Raw genomic sequence first — 17,163 nt, 5'->3', positions numbered from 1 at the left:
TTTTGTACCATCACTCGGCGGAAGAACAGCACCATGCGCGAACTTGATACTCCGGCTTCAGACAACTACAAACAACGCTTCGGCGGCACTCGTCGTCTTTATGGCAATAGCGAAGTGGAGATCCTTCGCGCTGCGCACGTTTGTGTGATCGGCATTGGCGGCGTAGGCTCTTGGGCGGTTGAAGCATTGGCTCGTACAGGCATCGGTGAGTTGACCTTGATTGATATGGATGACGTTTGTGTCACTAACATCAACCGTCAGATCCATGCCATGAGCGGTACGGTGGGACAGAGTAAAATTGAAGTGATGGCCGAACGCGTCAGGCTTATCAATCCAGAGTGCAAAGTGAATCTGATTGATGACTTTATTACGCCAGACAACCAGCACGAGTATCTGTCAAAAGAGTTTGATTACGTGCTTGATGCGATCGACAGCGTGAAAGCGAAAGCTTCATTGCTAGCGTACTGTCGTAGCAACAAGATTAAAGTGATCACTACCGGTGGTGCAGGCGGGCAAGTCGATCCAACCCAGATTCAAGTTGCTGACCTGACCAAAACCATCCAAGATCCATTGGCGAAAAAAATCAAAGATACTTTGCGTCGTCACCACAATTTCCCCAAGAATCCTCAGCGTAAATTTGGCATTGAGTGTGTATTTTCAACGGAACAACTGAAATACCCTCAGCCAGATGGCAGCGTGTGTGGTGTAAAATCGACAGCGGAAGGGCCAAAACGTATGGACTGCGCCAGTGGATTTGGAGCGGCAACGGTCGTTACCGCAACATTCGGCTTTGTGGCGGTTTCGCGCATTGTCGAGAAGCTGATTCAGAAATACCGTAAATAGTTCGTTTGGAGATTCTTATGTCCTCATTCCCACAGTCACCTTTTGGCACTGATATTCAAGTAGAAGACATCGTTACCACTATGCAAGGCTTTAAAGGCTGGGAAGATCGTTACCGTCAGGTTATTCAGTGGGGAAAAAAACTTCCTGCGATGCCTGATGAGCTGAAGTCTGAACAAGTCACGGTTTCTGGCTGTGAAAGCCAGGTTTGGCTGGTGAGTGAAAACCTTGATGGTGTGTGGCACTTTTGCGCCGACTCCGACGCACGTATTGTGCGAGGCCTCATTGCGCTCGTTATGGCGGCTTATGATGGCAAAACCAGCGCAGAAATTCAGGCATTCAATATTGATGAGTACTTTGAAAAATTGGGTCTCATCGCCCATCTTAGCCCATCGCGAGGCAATGGTTTAAAAGCGATTGTCGAACAGATAAAACAAGTCTCCTGCTAACCGCAACCCGCCGATTTGGCGGGTTGATTGCTTCTGTATAAAATTTAATCACTGAGATATTAATGCCTTAAAAAATACAGGGTGTTAGACCTCTTGTTGTCGCTGAATAAAGGCTGTACAATTCGCGCCCTTAATTAATGTTACGTCGTTTCGTGAGGCCACATGACCACTGAAAAAATCAATCTACTCGACTTTGATCGCCAAGGAATGCGCAAGTTTTTTGCTGAAGAGCTTGGTGAAAAAGCATTTCGTGCCGAGCAGGTGATGAAGTGGATCTACCATTTTGGTGTCGATGACTTCGAGAAGATGACCAACATTAACAAGAAATTGCGTGAGAAGCTGATCCATCGGTGTGAGATTAAAGCCCCTGTGGTGGCGGAAGCTCAACACTCTTCAGACGGCACAATTAAGTGGGCGATGAAGGTTGGCGACCAAGACGTAGAAACGGTTTACATTCCTGAAGATGATCGTGCGACTTTGTGTGTGTCGTCTCAGGTTGGTTGTGCATTGGAATGTAAGTTCTGTTCAACCGCTCAGCAAGGCTTTAACCGTAATCTGAAAGTCTCTGAGATTATTGGTCAGGTATGGCGTGCAGCACGTGAAATCGGTTTGGAAAAAGAGACAGGCCGTCGTCCTATCACTAACGTTGTGATGATGGGTATGGGTGAGCCACTGCTAAACATGAAAAACCTGATCCCAGCATTGGAATTGATGTTGGATGATCTAGGTTTTGGTCTATCTAAACGTCGCGTCACGGTATCGACTTCTGGTGTGGTATCGGGTCTGGATCAAATGACAGGTCAAATTGATGTCGCGCTAGCGATTTCACTTCATGCACCAAACGATAAGTTGCGCAGTGAAATCATGCCAATCAACGACCGTTGGGATATTCAAGACTTCCTAGCATCTGTGCGTCGTTACATCGCTTCTTCCAATGCGAACCGCGGTAAAGTGACTGTGGAATACGTGCTACTGGACCATGTAAACGATGATATGGACCATGCGCGTGAATTGGCTGAGCTGATGAAAGATACGCCGTGTAAGATTAACCTGATTCCGTTTAACCCTTATCCGGGTTCACCTTACAAAAAACCAAGCAACTCACGCATTGACCGTTTCCAGAAAACATTAATGCAATATGAGCATACAGTGACGGTTCGTAAAACGCGTGGTGATGATATTGATGCCGCTTGTGGTCAGTTGGTCGGTGATGTGATTGACCGTACCAAACGTACCGCGATGATTCGAGCAGCCAAAGGCGACACCATCGCAGTAAAAGCAGTTTAATTGAGTGTTTTGACGACAAAGCCAGGGCTCAGCTCTGGCTTTTTTGTAAATTGGTGTTGCTAAATAATGTCAAAATCAGGAAAAACCTTGAGCTGCTTGTAATTTATGCGCCTTTTCTATGTTGTTTCATCTCTGATATCTATTAGAATTAAACTTTAGTGCTTTAGAGGTAATACCTCTGCGATTGAGTGAAGTACTTTTATGCAATTTGGTGAGGCAATATCCTCAAAAATTTTGGATTTTGAACAAAACCAGCACAACTAACGAAAAACGATAAACGTGCGATTGGCTCAGAATCCCCTGAAAAGAGACGTTAAAACATTATGAGTGTTGAACAGCAAACACCAGTACAAGAAGAGAATAAAATCGAAGCGGGTACGATTTTAAAACAAAAACGTGAAGAGCTCGGCCTGACGCAGCAACAAGTGGCGGATCGACTACGTTTGCGTCGCTCCATCATTGAAAACATCGAATTGAATCAATTTGAAAGTGAACAGGTGGCGACCTTTACTCGTGGTTACCTACGCTCTTATGCACGTGTCGTGGGCATTAAAGAATCTGTGGTGTTGTGCGCATTAGATGATTGTGGTGAAGCGCAGCACGAAGAGCATGAGATGCAAAGCTTTTCGCAGAAGACCAATAAAGAAAAACACGATAGCCGCATTATGACTCTGACATGGGGCATTTTTGCCATTATTGTCGGTATCTCTTCCGTTTGGTGGTGGCAAAATCAAGAAAACAGCGCAGTTGAGCTGACCACTGCAACGGAACAAGAAATGAAAATCGAGCAAGAACTGGCTGAAAACAATGAGCTAGATTTTGCTGCGGTTGAGCCAAGCCTGATTAATGAATCACCAGAGGGCCAGCAAGTGGTTGAACAGCCACTTGAAGAGGTCACTACTCCGGTTGAAACAGCAACGGCTGAGCCTGAAATCGTTGAGCAGCCAACTGAAGTTGTCCAAGCAATTACTGAGCCTGCTGAACCTGAAGTCGTCACGGAGCCAGTCACTGAACCGGTTGTTGCCGCTGAGCAGAACCAACCAGAGAAAGAAAACGAAAATTCTTCTGAACCCGTTGTCGCCAACCTCTTAGAAATGTCTTTCAGCGATGACTGTTGGATTCAGGTGAAAGATGCGACGGGTAAAACACTGGCGACAGGCATTAAGAAAGCTGGTCAGGATTTACAAGTGAGCGGTGAAAGGCCTTATAAAGTGATTTTGGGTGCCCCTGAAAACGTTTCAATGACATTATCAAGTGAACCTGTCGACCTTTCTGGGTATACTTCAGGCAAAGTAGCAAGATTCACCTTACCTTAGAAATAAATATGCAACACGAATCTCCTATCAAACGTCGCCCATCGACTCGTATTTACGTGGGCGATGTGCCTATTGGTGACGGTGCTCCGATTGCAGTGCAGTCGATGACTAACACCAGAACAACAGACGTCGAAGCGACTGTTGCACAAATAAAATCACTGGAAAATGTCGGTGCTGATATCGTTCGCGTGTCAGTTCCTACTATGGATGCGGCTGAAGCCTTTAAGCAAATTAAGCAGCAGGTCAATATTCCGCTGGTGGCTGATATTCACTTTGACTACCGTATCGCGCTGAAAGTCGCGGAGTACGGCGTTGACTGTCTGCGTATCAACCCAGGTAATATCGGTAACGAAGATCGTATTCGTTCAGTCGTTGATTGCGCGCGCGATAAGAATATTCCTATCCGTATCGGTGTGAATGGCGGCTCTCTGGAAAAAGATATCCAGATGAAGTACGGCGAACCAACGCCTGAGGCTCTGGTAGAGTCTGCAATGCGTCATGTCGATATTCTGGATCGTCTTAACTTTGACCAGTTCAAGGTCAGTGTGAAAGCGTCAGATGTATTCCTCGCTGTGGATTCGTATCGCTTGTTGGCGAAGAAAATTGATCAGCCACTTCACTTGGGCATTACTGAAGCGGGCGGTGCTCGTGCGGGTTCTGTGAAGTCTGCGGTTGGCCTAGGTATGCTATTGGCAGAAGGTATCGGTGATACGCTGCGTATTTCTCTGGCAGCTAACCCGGTTGAAGAGATCAAAGTAGGCTTTGATATTCTTAAATCCCTACGTATTCGCTCCCGTGGTATCAACTTCATTGCTTGCCCAAGCTGTTCACGTCAGGAGTTTGATGTGATTAGCACGGTTAACGCGTTAGAAGAGCGTCTTGAAGACATTATCACTCCGATGGACGTGTCTATCATCGGTTGTGTCGTCAATGGCCCGGGTGAAGCAGAAGTCTCTCATCTTGGTCTTGCTGGCAGTAACAAGAAGAGCGCATTCTACGAAGACGGTAAACGTCAGAAAGAGCGTTTCGACAATAATGACCTTGTTGACCAGCTAGAAGCTAAAATTCGTGCGAAAGCTTCAACATTAGACGAAGCAAACCGCATCGACGTAAAAGTAAAAGATTAATCTCAACGTAACCAAAATTACGGTAAATATTGTGGCAAAGAAAATCCAAGCAATTCGAGGCATGAACGACTGCCTTCCAACTCAATCACCACTGTGGCAAAAACTTGAAAATGCAGTGAAGAATGTAATCAGCGCATACGGTTACAGCGAAGTGCGCATGCCAATCGTTGAGATGACTCATCTATTTAGCCGTGCTATCGGTGAAGTCACGGATGTGGTTGAAAAGGAGATGTACACCTTTGACGATCGCAATGGTGACAGCCTAACTCTTCGTCCTGAAGGGACTGCTGGTTGTGTGCGCTCTTGTATTGAGAACAGCCTGATTGACCGCTCTGAGCAGCGTCTATGGTACATGGGACCTATGTTCCGTCATGAACGTCCACAGAAAGGCCGCTACCGTCAATTCCACCAGTGTGGTGTAGAAGTGTTTGGTTTGGATGGTCCAGATGTCGATGCTGAACTTATCATGATGACAGCACGTCTGTGGCGTGAGTTGGGTATTGATAAGCACGTTCGTCTTGAGCTGAACTCTATAGGTTCTCTTGAAGACCGTGCCAACTACCGCACAGCTTTGATTGCCTTCCTTGAGCAACACATCGATATTCTGGATGATGACTGCAAGCGTCGTATGCACACAAACCCGCTGCGCGTTCTGGATACCAAGAACCCAGATGTTCAGGCGATTCTTGGTGATGCGCCACGTCTTTCAGATTACCTTGGTGAAGAGTCCAAACAACATTTTGCTGGTCTTTGTGAACTTCTTGACGCTGCAGGTATCGAATACACAGTAAATGAGCGTCTGGTTCGTGGTCTTGATTACTACAACCGCACGGTCTTTGAGTGGATCACGGAAAGCTTAGGGGCTCAAGGCACGGTATGTGGCGGTGGCCGTTATGATGGCCTAGTCGAACAGTTGGGTGGTAAAGCAACGCCAGCTGTCGGTTTCGCAATGGGTCTTGAGCGTCTGGTTCTCATGCTAGAAACGCTAGAACTGACAGACGTTCGCCGCTCTGTTGATGTCTACATGGTTACTGCGGGCGAAGGCACTATGATGGCGGGCATGAAGCTGGCTGAGCTACTACGTGAGCAAGTTCCTGGCATTCGTGTGATGAACCATTTCGGTGGTGGCAACTTTAAGAAACAATTTAAGCGTGCCGACAAGGTGGGTGCAGCAGTGGCACTGGTTCTTGGTGAGAACGAAGTAGCAGATAACACTGTGGTACTGAAAGACCTGATTGGCGGTACTCAAGAAACTTACGGCCAAGCAGACGTTGCAGCTAAGCTGGCAGAGTTGGTTTAAACGCATTCAAATTTGAAGTGGTGATTCTAGTCACCACTTTTTAGATTTAAGAGGACAGGAAGTGGAACTCTACGATACTGAAGAACAACAAGTAGAAGCGATCAAAGATTGGTGGAAAGAAAACGGTAAAGCGGTGATTTTCGGCGCGGTTATCGGTCTGGGTGGCCTATTTGGTTGGCGCTACTACCAAGATTCAGTGACAGCAGCTCAGGAAGCGGCGTCTGAAAGTTATACTAAAGCTGTTCAGGAGCTAGCGGCCAAAGGTGCTGAAGGTGAAGGTGCGGTTCAGAGCTTTATTGATGGCAACAAAGAGACTCAGTATGCAGTCCTAGCGGCTCTTCAGCTGGCTAAAGTTCAGGTTGAAGCGGGCAGCTTAGATGAAGCACTTGCACAACTTGAATGGGCAAAAACAGCGACTGAAGACCAAGCACTCATTTCTGTTATTTCTTTCCGTCTTGCTCGCTTGAAAGCAGAACAAGGTGAATTTGATGCGGCTGTTTCTGAGCTTGCTGCAATCAATGATGAAAGCTGGGCTGGACGTGTTGCGGAGCTGAAAGGGGATATTCTTCTTCGTAAAGGTGACGCGGAAGGTGCGTACGCAGCTTATACCGAAGCACAGCAAGCGGATGATGCAAGTCAGACTATACAAATGAAACTGGACGACCTGGCGAAGTAATGGTGCTGTGCATGAATAAAATGCTGAAAAAAGCCCTCACTGCGGCGGCCATTTTGGGTGTTCTTGCTGGCTGTGCCAGTGAAGAAGATACCATTATCATGGCGCCAGTGCCTCAGGTTGACAGTGAATTCACTCCGAAGAGTGAATGGAGTGCCAGTGTTGGTGATGGCGTATCAAACTACTTCTCTAAATTGTCTCCTGAATATGCTTATGACAAAGTCTTTGTTGCAAGCCGTGAAGGTATTGTGAAGGCACTGAGCCCTGAAAATGGCAGTACCTTGTGGCAACAAGATCTTGAACAGAATGTTCCCGCTCGCTTATCTGGTGGCATCACTGCAGGTTACAGCCAAATTTTTATTGGTAGTGAAAACGGTCAGGTGATTGCCCTGAACGAAGAAACAGGTGAAGTTAACTGGCGTGTAGATGTTGAAGGTGAAGTGCTAGCGGCACCTGCGACGGAAAGCAACTTAGTTATTGTTCACACTGCAACGGGTATGTTGATTGCTCTGGATCAGGCAACCGGTGATACCAAGTGGACCATCAGCACAGAAGTTCCAAGTCTGACTCTGCGCGGTAACAGCGCTCCTGTGACGGTATCTGGCGGTGTATTCTGGGGAACAGCGAATGGTCGTCTAGCGGCTGCGATTGCAGAGCGTGGTCAGCTGATTTGGCAACAGCCTATCGGTACGCCACAAGGAGCAACAGAAATCGATCGTCTAGTCGACGTTGATGCTTCTCCACTGGTTCTTGGTAGCACACTGTATATTGTTGGTTATAACGGTCAGTTGACCGCTATTGATCTGCGCTCGGGTAAGTCAGTCTGGAAGCGTAAATACTCGTCATCTACTGATCTTGCCAGCGATGGTGGTCGTCTGTTTGTGGTGACAGATAAAGATTATCTGGTTGCCGTTGATGCACGCAGTGGCACAGAGCTTTGGAGTAACGAGCAACTTGAACACCGTCTATTGACCGCACCGGCACTCATTGATGGTTATGTGGTTGTAGGCGATAGCGAAGGTTATCTGCATTGGCTTGACCGCGATACTGGCGAGTTTGTTGCACAGCAGCAAATCAACAGCAGCGGCTTCGCTGTCGCGCCAATTAATGTTCCAGATGGCTACATTGCAGTAACACGTAATGGCGATGTAAAGAAACTGAGCATTACCAAGTAATCGTGTGATATAATTCACATTCGGCTCCTGGCTGGTAACAGTTGGGAGCCGTTTTATTGGATAGAACAAAAGAAAATCTGTAGTTATAGGTAAACACTGGTATTGGGATTAGTCATTACCTATAACTACATAGAAAGTATATTGTAGAGGTTGTTATGGTACCTGTTGTTGCTCTGGTAGGGCGTCCAAACGTTGGTAAATCAACGTTGTTTAATCGACTGACTCGCACGCGTGACGCATTAGTCGCGGACTTCCCTGGCTTAACTCGTGACCGTAAATATGGCCAAGCTAAGCTTGGTGAACACGAATTTATTGTTATTGACACTGGTGGTATCGATGGTACTGAAGAAGGTGTTGAAACTAAAATGGCTGAACAGTCGCTTGCGGCGATTGATGAAGCTGATGTTGTACTGTTTATGGTGGATGGCCGTGCCGGTCTAACTCCATCGGACATCGCGATTTCTAATCACCTGCGTAAGATTGAAAAGCCTTCAATGCTTGTCGTTAACAAAGTTGATGGCATTGATGCGGATGCAGCTTCGGCTGACTTCTGGCAGCTAGGCGTTGAAAGCATGTACCAGATTGCTGCGGCACATGGCCGTGGTGTGGGTGCATTGATCGACCGCGCACTAAACCCATTTGCTGAGAAAATGGCGGAAGAAGCACGAGGTGAAATCGAAGATCTGACAGACTTCATTGACGAAGATGAAGAGAAGCTTGATTACACTGAAGAAGAAGCGGAAGCGGAATTTAAGCGTCTTCAAGATCAACCAATCAAATTGGCGATTATCGGTCGTCCAAATGTTGGTAAATCGACGCTAACTAACCGCATCCTTGGTGAAGAGCGTGTGGTTGTGTATGACATGCCGGGCACGACTCGTGACTCCATCTACATTCCGATGGAGCGAGACGGTCGAGAGTATGTTCTTATCGATACTGCGGGTGTCCGTCGTCGTAAGCGTATCAACGAAACAGTAGAGAAGTTCTCCGTTGTTAAGACTTTGAAAGCGGTAGAAGATGCTAACGTTGTACTGCTTGTTATCGATGCACGCGAAAACATCTCAGACCAAGATCTTAGCCTGCTTGGCTTTGCATTGAACGCAGGTCGTTCGATTGTCATTGCCGTTAACAAGTGGGATGGCTTGGATATGGACGTTAAAGAGCACGTTAAGAAAGAACTTGATCGTCGTCTTGGCTTTGTTGACTTCGCTCGTATTCACTTTATTTCTGCTCTTCACGGTACTGGTGTTGGCCACTTGTTCGAATCAGTTCAGGAAGCATATAAGTCAGCGACCACTCGTGTGGGCACTTCGGTTCTGACTCGTATCATGAAAATGGCGACAGAAGATCACCAGCCACCATTGGTTCGTGGTCGTCGTGTGAAGCTGAAATATGCACACGCAGGCGGTTATAACCCACCAATCGTGGTGATTCACGGTAATCAGGTTAATGAACTGCCGGATTCTTACAAGCGCTATCTGATGAACTATTACCGTAAGTCATTAGAGATCATGGGCACGCCAATTCGAATTCAATTCCAAAACAGCGATAACCCATTTGAAGGTAAGTCAAATAAGATGACCTTGTCTCAAGAGCGTAAACGTAAGCGCTTGATGAGCATGATGAAAAACCGCAAGAAATAATATAGAACAACAAAAAGCGCCTTTAAAAAAGGGCGCTTTTTTTATACAGGATAGCTAGATGTCTGTTACACCTACAATTACACGCTTTTGTCACGATACGTGGCAGCTTATTTCTCAGGTTCAACGCGTTGAATTGGGACAAGATTACCTTTACCTCATCACCGAAATGACCCCATTCCATCCCGTAAGCTATATCTGGCCTGATCATCCAGCGGATAAAGGAACCATTGACGGTCACGTGGTGATTGATTGTTTGGTTGGCGCTGTTGAACTCAGCAGTGATGAGCTCTACGTTGACAGTGCAATCCCAGTCAAACGCGATGAAGAAGGATGGGCATTTGTTGTTGTGCATTGCCTAGATAAATCGGTCACAGGCCTTGTGGCTCAGCAGGAGGTCACACTCGTTGTAGACAAACCGTATCAGCAAGCACTGAGTCGGGGACACAGCGCTGGGCATATCGCCTATTTGGCGCTTAACAAAGTGTTAGTGGAAAATGGTTACTGGCGCAAAGAGGCAGATCGTAAAGACCCACACGGCTACTACGACTTTAACAGCTATGCCCAAGAGACAAGCTTTGTGAGTGAAGATAAGTGTATCGATACATACCGTCTTGGCAAAACACTGCGCAAGCGAGGGCTAAACAGTGCAGACATGCTGGCTGATTTAGAAAAGATACAATCCTGGGTTAACCAGCAGATAGCACAATGGTTAACTGTCGATTCTGATATCGAGATAAAATGCTGTGGCGATGCGTTAACAGACTCACGTTATTGGCGATGTGATCTTGGAGAACAGAACCTTGCTGAAATCCCTTGCGGTGGTACACATGCTAAAAACCTCAATGAATACAAAGGCATTGTGGTTAATTTGATTCAAATTGATGCGCAAAATATTGAAATGCACACTAATGTAATCGCGGAATAATTAGAATGCGATCATTTTATTAAATTCTAAATTCCTGGGTTTTTGTGTTTTTTTTGGGGTTTAATCTTGTTTTAAATTCAAAAACAGCACATGTAACTTATGCTTTCGGTGTGTGGTTATATAAATATTCTTTTGAGGGGTGATCGCTGATCAAAATGGATTTAGCCGATGATCTCATGAAGATCTTTACCCCATAATATAGATGTCAACTCGATAATCAATTATTCAGTATGCTAGTGTGGCTAAGGTCTGATTATAAAATGACCTTATATGTTACTTTGTTCTGTTAATAATAAAAACGAGTCAGCCTTATGAGTTATAACCGACTTCTGCACGCCCACAGAGAGGTCAATAAGTTGCTCACCAAGCTTGCATTAGGAATGGGGAAAGCAGAACTCAATCGCAGAGTGGTTGATCTGTCCGAGCATTGGTTTGGTGAACGCCGTGCGTCCATTTTGCGTCTTGATGAGCCGACACAACAATTGCATTTGGAATATGCGCCTAGTTTGCCTGATTTCTACAATCAGGCGATAGAAGGGGTTGAGATTGGGGAAAACGTCGGCTCTTGTGGTGCAGCGGCTTTTCTCAAGCGAACGGTTGTGGTGGAAGACATCAATCACCACCCTAACTGGGCGCCTTTTCTCTCTATTACTGAAAAAGCTAACCTTCGTGCTTGCTGGTCGGTACCTATATTAGCGAATGATAAGACTGTGATGGGGACATTTGCGATATACAGCTCGCAACCTTCTAAGCCAAGCGAAGAAGAGCTGGAAGTTCTAGAAATGTTGGCTTCTCTTTACGCTGTCGCGTGGGAAAAATATCAGCTTGAACAGCAGCTTCACTATCACGCTAGTTATGATTGCTTAACAGGTTGTCTGAATCGACGAGCGTTGCTTCAGCGAGCCTCTGATTGTCTCAACACCAATTTAACTTACGTCGCATGCTTCTTTGCCGATATTGATAAGTTCAAGCAGATCAATGACAAGAATGGACATGAAGCAGGGGATGTTGTGTTAACAGCAGTTGGCCACGCTTTCAAACACTGTTTTTCAGAGTCAGGCATTAGTGGACGCTATGGTGGCGATGAGTTTGTCGCGTTTGCGTTTTCAGATGATGAAGAAGCTCTCCGGACCCTGCATACCGAGCTCAGAGAAAGTTTGGCAGAGATTACTCCACTGCATACGATTGAAGTCAATGTGAGTGTCGGGTTGTCTATTGTGAATATTGAACGCCTAGACTCTATCGAGTGCTTGATTAAACAAGCGGATAAGCAGATGTATCAGGTTAAGCTTCACCACTGAGAGTGACTTAGATCATAGTATCTGGAGTGTCTCAGAATATAAGCTCTCAGTAGAAGCATCGATTAAGAGAATTCAATATGAATCCGTGTCCAGTATGTCAGAAAGAGCTAGAGTGGCAAGGTCATTACCACTGCAATGACTGTGCAAGTGATTACATCAAGGTTGGCTACTGCCCTGAGTGTGAAGACAAGCTAGAAAAATTACAGGCTTGTGGTTCCGCCAGCTATTTTTGTCACACTTGTAACGAACTTAAGTCGAAGTCCAGAGTTGGCTTTCAGTTCATTAAACAGGCTTAAACGACGGTAGAATGTATCTCTCCGTCAGATAAACGGGTGACCAGAGTATCACCCGTTTTTGTCTCGGCCGCTTTGGTCAGCACTTTACCTGATGCATCTTGAGTAATGGAGTATCCACGTTTTAACGTCGCGAGCGGGCTGACAGTATCCAGTTTTTCAGCAGCCAGTGCGAGTTGGTGGCGAGAGTTAAGTAGCTTTCTGTCCATCGCGTCCATCAGAGTTTGCTCAAGTCTTTGTAACGACAGCTTCTGTTCATTGAGTCGCGCCACTGGAGAGTGGAGTTGTAGCTTATATTGCTGGCGTTCTACATTCTGACTGCGGGTAGTCAGATAGCGTTCCATTGAGCGTTGCAGACGAACAGACAACTCGTCGAGCTGTTGGCTCTGTCTCTGAAGTTGATGAGACGGGTGTTGACGTTCCAGTCGGTGCTGTAGCGTCGACGTGGTTTGTTTATGCTTGGTCAGATAATGACGAATAGCACTATGAAGTTTGTGCTGACGAGCATTGATGGCTTGCGCTTTGTGGCTGTTATCTCGGCTGACTAATTCCGCTGCGGCTGATGGTGTAGGTGCACGCATATCGGCAACAAAGTCGGCGATAGTCACATCGATTTCATGTCCGACAGCACTGATAATAGGTATCTGACTGGCTGCAATTGTACGTGCGACAATTTCGTTGTTGAAACACCAAAGATCTTCCAAAGAACCGCCGCCTCGACCAACAATCAACACGTCACATTCGTTGCGACTATTCGCACAACCTATGGCCTGTGCGATCTGAATGGCCGCATCCTCTCCTTGAACTAGTGTCGGGTAAACCACGACAGGTAACGAAGGATCACGCCTCTTAAGGACATCAAGAATATCGAAGAGGGCAGCGCCGGTTTTGGAGGTCACTACGCCAACGCGTTTTGGGTGCTCCGGCAATGTTTGTTTGCTGGTTTGGGCAAACAAACCTTCACCGGCCAGCTTCATTTTCAATTCTTCAAACTGCTGCTGAAGTCGGCCATCACCCTCAGGCTGCATACTCTCGATAATAAGTTGGTAGTCACCACGAGGCTCATACAATGACAGACGAGCTTTGACTAAAACCTGATTGCCATTCTGAGGTTTAAAAGTCACCCGGCGATTGTTACCACGGAACATGGCGCACTTAACCTGAGCACGGGAGTCTTTGAGGGTAAAATACCAATGGCCTGAAACGGGCGCAGAGAAGTTTGAGATTTCGCCGACCAACCACACAATACCCATTTCATTTTCTAGTAATAGGCGAACTTCAGAATTAAGACGAGATACAGTGAAGATGTTTTGATTGGTCAAAGATGACACAGCTAATCTCATAGGCGTGAGTATGGAAATTAGCGGCAATATAATACATAGCAAGGGGGGAATTGCAAGAAAAAAATTAAAAAAACTTGTGGTCAAGCGATTGCGTTAGCCGTATAATCCGTCCGCAATATCTAATCCAAATGCAGCCTAGCTTCTCCGCTAACTGCCCTCATTATGCGAAACGATGAGACCGGATTGTTCTTTTACTCCTCTAATTGTGAGATATTGCAAATGCTAAGAATTGCCAAAGAAGCGCTGACATTCGACGATGTTCTACTAGTGCCAGCACACTCCACCGTTCTCCCAAACACAGCTGATCTTCGCACTCAGCTGACGAAAAACATCACCCTTAACATTCCGATGATTTCTGCCTCTATGGATACCGTGACGGAAGCTCGTCTGGCTATCGCTCTAGCGCAGGAAGGTGGCATTGGCTTTATCCACAAAAACATGTCGATTGAGCAGCAAGCTGAAATGGTTCATCAGGTTAAGATTTACGAAGCTGGCGTGGTTTCACATCCGGTTACTGTAAACCCTGATGCAACAATTGCAGACGTTGTGGCTCTAACAGAAAAGCATGGTTTTGCAGGTTTCCCTGTCGTAACTGACAACAATGAGTTAGTTGGTATCATCACTGGCCGTGACGTTCGTTTCGTAACTGACCTTTCTAAGAAAGTTGAAGTCGTTATGACACCTAAGGAGCGTCTGGCGGCAGTAAAAGAAGGTGCAACTCGTGAAGAAGTGCAAGAGAAAATGCATGAAGCACGTGTTGAGAAAGTACTGGTTGTGAACGATGAGTTCCAACTAACCGGTATGATTACAGCAAAAGATTTCCATAAAGCAGAACGTAAACCAAACGCATGTAAAGATGCGCAAGGTCGTCTACGCGTTGGTGCAGCAGTTGGTGCTGGTGCAGGTAACGAAGAGCGTGTTGCAGCCTTGGTTGAAGCGGGTGTTGACGTTCTACTTATCGACTCTTCTCATGGCCATTCTGAAGGTGTCCTAAACCGTATTCGTGAAACTCGTGCGGCTTACCCAGATCTAGACATCATTGGTGGTAACGTTGCAACTAGTGCAGGCGCTAAAGCGCTGATTGAAGCGGGTGTCAGTGCGGTTAAAGTGGGCATCGGCCCTGGCTCTATCTGTACCACTCGTATCGTAACTGGCGTAGGTGTTCCTCAGGTTACTGCTATTGCAGATGCGGCAGAAGTTGCGAACGAATATGGCATTCCAGTCATTGCGGATGGCGGTATTCGTTTCTCTGGTGATATCTGTAAAGCTATCGTTGCTGGCGCATCATGTGTGATGGTTGGCTCAATGTTCGCTGGTACAGAAGAAGCACCAGGTGAAGTCATTCTATACAATGGCCGTTCTTACAAAGCTTACCGCGGTATGGGCTCTTTAGGCGCGATGTCTCAAGGCTCATCTGACCGTTACTTCCAGTCTGATAATGCTGCCGACAAACTTGTTCCTGAAGGTATCGAAGGCCGTATCGCATACAAAGGTCGCCTGAAAGAGATCGTTCACCAACAAATGGGTGGTCTACGTTCAAGCATGGGTCTTACTGGCAGTGCAACCGTTGAAGATATGCGTACTAAAGCTGAATTTGTACGTATTTCGGGCGCTGGCATGAAAGAGTCTCATGTACACGACGTTCAAATTACCAAGGAAGCACCAAACTACCGTCTAGGTTAATTTTTACTGTTGTAAAAATAAAACCTACACACCTGACGTAAACGTTTGCTTTTTTCCTTGAAGCATTAATAAGAGGCGAGTACACTCGCCTCCGTTTTAATAACCTAGCTTATAAGACTGCTCAAAATGACTAAAAATATTCATGACCAACGTATTCTGATCTTGGACTTCGGTTCTCAGTACACTCAGCTAGTCGCACGCCGTGTACGTGAAATCGGTGTGTACTGTGAACTGTGGAGCTGGGACGTTGAAGAAGCGGATATTCGTGAATTCAATCCAGACGGTATCATCCTATCTGGTGGTCCAGAAAGCGTAACGGAAGATAACTCTCCACGCGCGCCTCAATATGTATTTGACTCTGGTGTGCCAGTACTAGGTGTATGTTACGGCATGCAGACTATGGCTGAGCAGCTAGGTGGTAAAGTTGCTGGGTCAACCGAGCGTGAATTCGGCTACGCACAAGTCAAAGTTTCTGGTGAATCGACACTGTTTAAAGATCTTGAAGCAACTCAAGACGTGTGGATGAGCCACGGTGACAAAGTGGTAGAAATTCCAGCGGACTTCGTAAAAGTCGGCGAGACTGACACTTGTCCTTATGCGGCAATGGCCAATGAAGAGAAGAAATACTACGGTGTTCAGTTCCACCCTGAAGTAACGCACACTAAGCAAGGCAAGCAAATGCTTGAGAACTTTGTTCTTGGCGTATGTGGTTGTGAAGGGCTTTGGACTTCTGAATCGATCATTGAAGATGCTGTTGCGCGTATTAAAGAGCAGGTAGGTGGCGATGAAGTTATCCTAGGCCTGTCGGGCGGTGTGGATTCATCTGTCGTCGCAATGCTGGTTCACCGCGCTATTGGTGACAAGCTAACCTGTGTATTCGTCGATAACGGTCTGCTTCGCCTAAACGAAGGTCAGCAAGTGATGGATATGTTCGGTGACCAATTCGGTCTGAACATCATCAAAGTTGATGCAGAAGAGCGTTTCCTTGCAGCTCTTGAAGGTAAGTCGGATCCAGAAGAGAAGCGTAAGACTATCGGTCACGTATTTGTCGACGTATTCGATGAAGAATCTAAGAAGCTGAAAAACGCGAAATGGCTTGCGCAGGGTACTATCTACCCAGACGTGATCGAGTCAGCGGCATCTAAGACAGGTAAAGCACACGTAATCAAATCTCACCATAACGTTGGCGGCCTGCCAGACGATATGGAAATGGGTCTTGTTGAACCTCTACGTGAGCTGTTCAAAGATGAAGTTCGTAAGATTGGCCTAGAGCTTGGTCTTCCATACAACATGCTTTACCGCCACCCGTTCCCAGGTCCTGGTCTAGGGGTTCGTGTTCTTGGAGAAATCAAGAAAGAGTACTGTGACTTGCTACGTCGTGCAGATGCTATCTTCATTGAAGAGCTACATGCAGCGGATCTTTACAACAAAGTATCGCAAGCCTTCACGGTATTCCTACCTGTACGCTCTGTTGGCGTTATGGGCGATGGCCGTAAATACGACTGGGTCGTTTCTCTACGTGCAGTGGAAACGATCGACTTCATGACGGCACATTGGGCGCACCTACCATACGATTTCCTTGGTAAAGTATCTAACCGTATTATCAACGAAGTTGACGGTATTTCGCGTGTGGTTTACGACATTTCGGGTAAACCACCAGCGACGATTGAGTGGGAATAATCCTGTTCGTTGATGCAAAACGTTAAGAGCCAGCCTTCGGGCTGGCTTTTTTAATGGCTTAATAATTATATAGTGTAATGTTCTGATAAATTAACATTGCTCGCTGATGATGACAGTGTTATTGGATT

The 17,163-nt window shown here is 46.4% G+C and carries 15 protein-coding genes; 14 read left to right on the top strand and 1 reads right to left on the bottom strand.

The window, feature by feature from the left end:
- Positions 1–33 precede the first annotated feature (33 nt).
- The 12 genes from tcdA (at position 34) to QMA41_RS19725 (ending at position 12,332) form a co-directional block, all read left to right on the top strand.
- Entirely contained in the window at positions 34–843 is an 810-nt protein-coding gene (tcdA, locus tag QMA41_RS19780; RefSeq protein WP_281630407.1) for a tRNA cyclic N6-threonylcarbamoyladenosine(37) synthase TcdA, read from the top strand.
- 17 nt (positions 844–860) lie between these two features.
- Complete coding sequence (gene csdE, locus QMA41_RS19775) at positions 861–1,289, top strand: cysteine desulfurase sulfur acceptor subunit CsdE (protein WP_038513219.1); 429 nt, start codon at positions 861–863, stop codon at positions 1,287–1,289.
- A gap of 162 nt (positions 1,290–1,451) precedes the next feature.
- Positions 1,452–2,576, top strand: coding sequence for a bifunctional tRNA (adenosine(37)-C2)-methyltransferase TrmG/ribosomal RNA large subunit methyltransferase RlmN (locus QMA41_RS19770; protein WP_006959710.1), 1,125 nt, complete (start codon positions 1,452–1,454; stop codon positions 2,574–2,576).
- Positions 2,577–2,899: 323 nt separating this feature from the next.
- On the top strand, positions 2,900–3,892 hold the full coding sequence (gene rodZ, locus QMA41_RS19765; protein ID WP_281630406.1) for a cytoskeleton protein RodZ: 993 nt from the start codon (positions 2,900–2,902) through the stop codon (positions 3,890–3,892).
- An 8-nt stretch (positions 3,893–3,900) separates the two neighbouring features.
- Complete coding sequence (ispG, locus tag QMA41_RS19760; RefSeq protein WP_019274159.1) at positions 3,901–5,019, top strand: flavodoxin-dependent (E)-4-hydroxy-3-methylbut-2-enyl-diphosphate synthase; 1,119 nt, start codon at positions 3,901–3,903, stop codon at positions 5,017–5,019.
- A 31-nt stretch (positions 5,020–5,050) separates the two neighbouring features.
- On the top strand, positions 5,051–6,319 hold the full coding sequence (gene hisS, locus QMA41_RS19755) for a histidine--tRNA ligase (RefSeq protein ID WP_038513214.1): 1,269 nt from the start codon (positions 5,051–5,053) through the stop codon (positions 6,317–6,319).
- A gap of 61 nt (positions 6,320–6,380) precedes the next feature.
- A complete protein-coding gene (locus QMA41_RS19750; protein WP_038156430.1) occupies positions 6,381–6,995 on the top strand; it encodes a YfgM family protein in 615 nt (204 codons plus the stop codon).
- An 11-nt stretch (positions 6,996–7,006) separates the two neighbouring features.
- A complete protein-coding gene (gene bamB / locus QMA41_RS19745) occupies positions 7,007–8,167 on the top strand; it encodes an outer membrane protein assembly factor BamB (RefSeq protein WP_019274162.1) in 1,161 nt (386 codons plus the stop codon).
- Positions 8,168–8,322: 155 nt separating this feature from the next.
- The gene (gene der / locus QMA41_RS19740) at positions 8,323–9,810 is read left to right on the top strand and encodes a ribosome biogenesis GTPase Der (protein WP_006959698.1); all 1,488 of its coding nucleotides are present in this window, start codon (positions 8,323–8,325) and stop codon (positions 9,808–9,810) included.
- Between the two features lie 58 nt (positions 9,811–9,868).
- Positions 9,869–10,735 carry an alanyl-tRNA editing protein gene (locus tag QMA41_RS19735; RefSeq protein WP_281630405.1) on the top strand — a complete coding sequence of 289 codons (867 nt, stop codon included), beginning with the start codon at positions 9,869–9,871 and terminating at the stop codon, positions 10,733–10,735.
- A 311-nt stretch (positions 10,736–11,046) separates the two neighbouring features.
- Positions 11,047–12,036 (top strand): sensor domain-containing diguanylate cyclase, encoded by a 990-nt coding sequence (locus tag QMA41_RS19730; protein WP_281630404.1) that lies wholly within the window; start codon positions 11,047–11,049, stop codon positions 12,034–12,036.
- A gap of 77 nt (positions 12,037–12,113) precedes the next feature.
- Positions 12,114–12,332, top strand: coding sequence for a zinc ribbon domain-containing protein (locus QMA41_RS19725; RefSeq protein WP_006959692.1), 219 nt, complete (start codon positions 12,114–12,116; stop codon positions 12,330–12,332).
- Here the strand turns inward: QMA41_RS19725 and xseA are convergent.
- Positions 12,329–13,660, bottom strand: coding sequence for an exodeoxyribonuclease VII large subunit (gene xseA / locus QMA41_RS19720; protein ID WP_281630403.1), 1,332 nt, complete (start codon positions 13,658–13,660; stop codon positions 12,329–12,331). The two genes, QMA41_RS19725 and xseA, sit on opposite strands and share 4 nt — an antisense overlap.
- Before the next feature lie 231 nt (positions 13,661–13,891).
- Here xseA and guaB point away from each other — a divergent pair, with 231 nt between their 5' ends.
- Positions 13,892–15,355, top strand: a complete 1,464-nt coding sequence (guaB, locus tag QMA41_RS19715) for an IMP dehydrogenase (protein ID WP_006959688.1) — start codon at positions 13,892–13,894, stop codon at positions 15,353–15,355.
- A 126-nt stretch (positions 15,356–15,481) separates the two neighbouring features.
- Positions 15,482–17,035: a glutamine-hydrolyzing GMP synthase gene (gene guaA, locus QMA41_RS19710; RefSeq protein ID WP_281630402.1), complete on the top strand. Its 1,554-nt coding sequence runs from the start codon at positions 15,482–15,484 to the stop codon at positions 17,033–17,035.
- The last annotated feature ends 128 nt before the right edge of the window (positions 17,036–17,163 follow it).

The organism is Vibrio sp. St2 (assembly GCF_947311885.1).
GTDB classification, from domain to species: domain Bacteria; phylum Pseudomonadota; class Gammaproteobacteria; order Enterobacterales; family Vibrionaceae; genus Vibrio; species Vibrio coralliilyticus.
This window is presented reverse-complemented; position numbering and strand designations above follow the sequence as displayed.

Excerpts from the sequence above, each read along its gene's own strand:
- ispG (WP_019274159.1), top strand. The coding sequence starts at position 3,901 with ATGCAACACGAATCTCCTATCAAACGTCGCCCATCGACTCGTATTTAC.
- guaA (WP_281630402.1), top strand. The coding sequence starts at position 15,482 with ATGACTAAAAATATTCATGACCAACGTATTCTGATCTTGGACTTCGGT.
- der (WP_006959698.1), top strand. The coding sequence starts at position 8,323 with ATGGTACCTGTTGTTGCTCTGGTAGGGCGTCCAAACGTTGGTAAATCA.
- QMA41_RS19735 (WP_281630405.1), top strand. The coding sequence starts at position 9,869 with ATGTCTGTTACACCTACAATTACACGCTTTTGTCACGATACGTGGCAG.
- QMA41_RS19730 (WP_281630404.1), top strand. The coding sequence starts at position 11,047 with ATGAGTTATAACCGACTTCTGCACGCCCACAGAGAGGTCAATAAGTTG.
- QMA41_RS19770 (WP_006959710.1), top strand. The coding sequence starts at position 1,452 with ATGACCACTGAAAAAATCAATCTACTCGACTTTGATCGCCAAGGAATG.
- tcdA (WP_281630407.1), top strand. The coding sequence starts at position 34 with ATGCGCGAACTTGATACTCCGGCTTCAGACAACTACAAACAACGCTTC.
- guaB (WP_006959688.1), top strand. The coding sequence starts at position 13,892 with ATGCTAAGAATTGCCAAAGAAGCGCTGACATTCGACGATGTTCTACTA.
- rodZ (WP_281630406.1), top strand. The coding sequence starts at position 2,900 with ATGAGTGTTGAACAGCAAACACCAGTACAAGAAGAGAATAAAATCGAA.
- QMA41_RS19725 (WP_006959692.1), top strand. The coding sequence starts at position 12,114 with ATGAATCCGTGTCCAGTATGTCAGAAAGAGCTAGAGTGGCAAGGTCAT.
- bamB (WP_019274162.1), top strand. The coding sequence starts at position 7,007 with ATGAATAAAATGCTGAAAAAAGCCCTCACTGCGGCGGCCATTTTGGGT.
- csdE (WP_038513219.1), top strand. The coding sequence starts at position 861 with ATGTCCTCATTCCCACAGTCACCTTTTGGCACTGATATTCAAGTAGAA.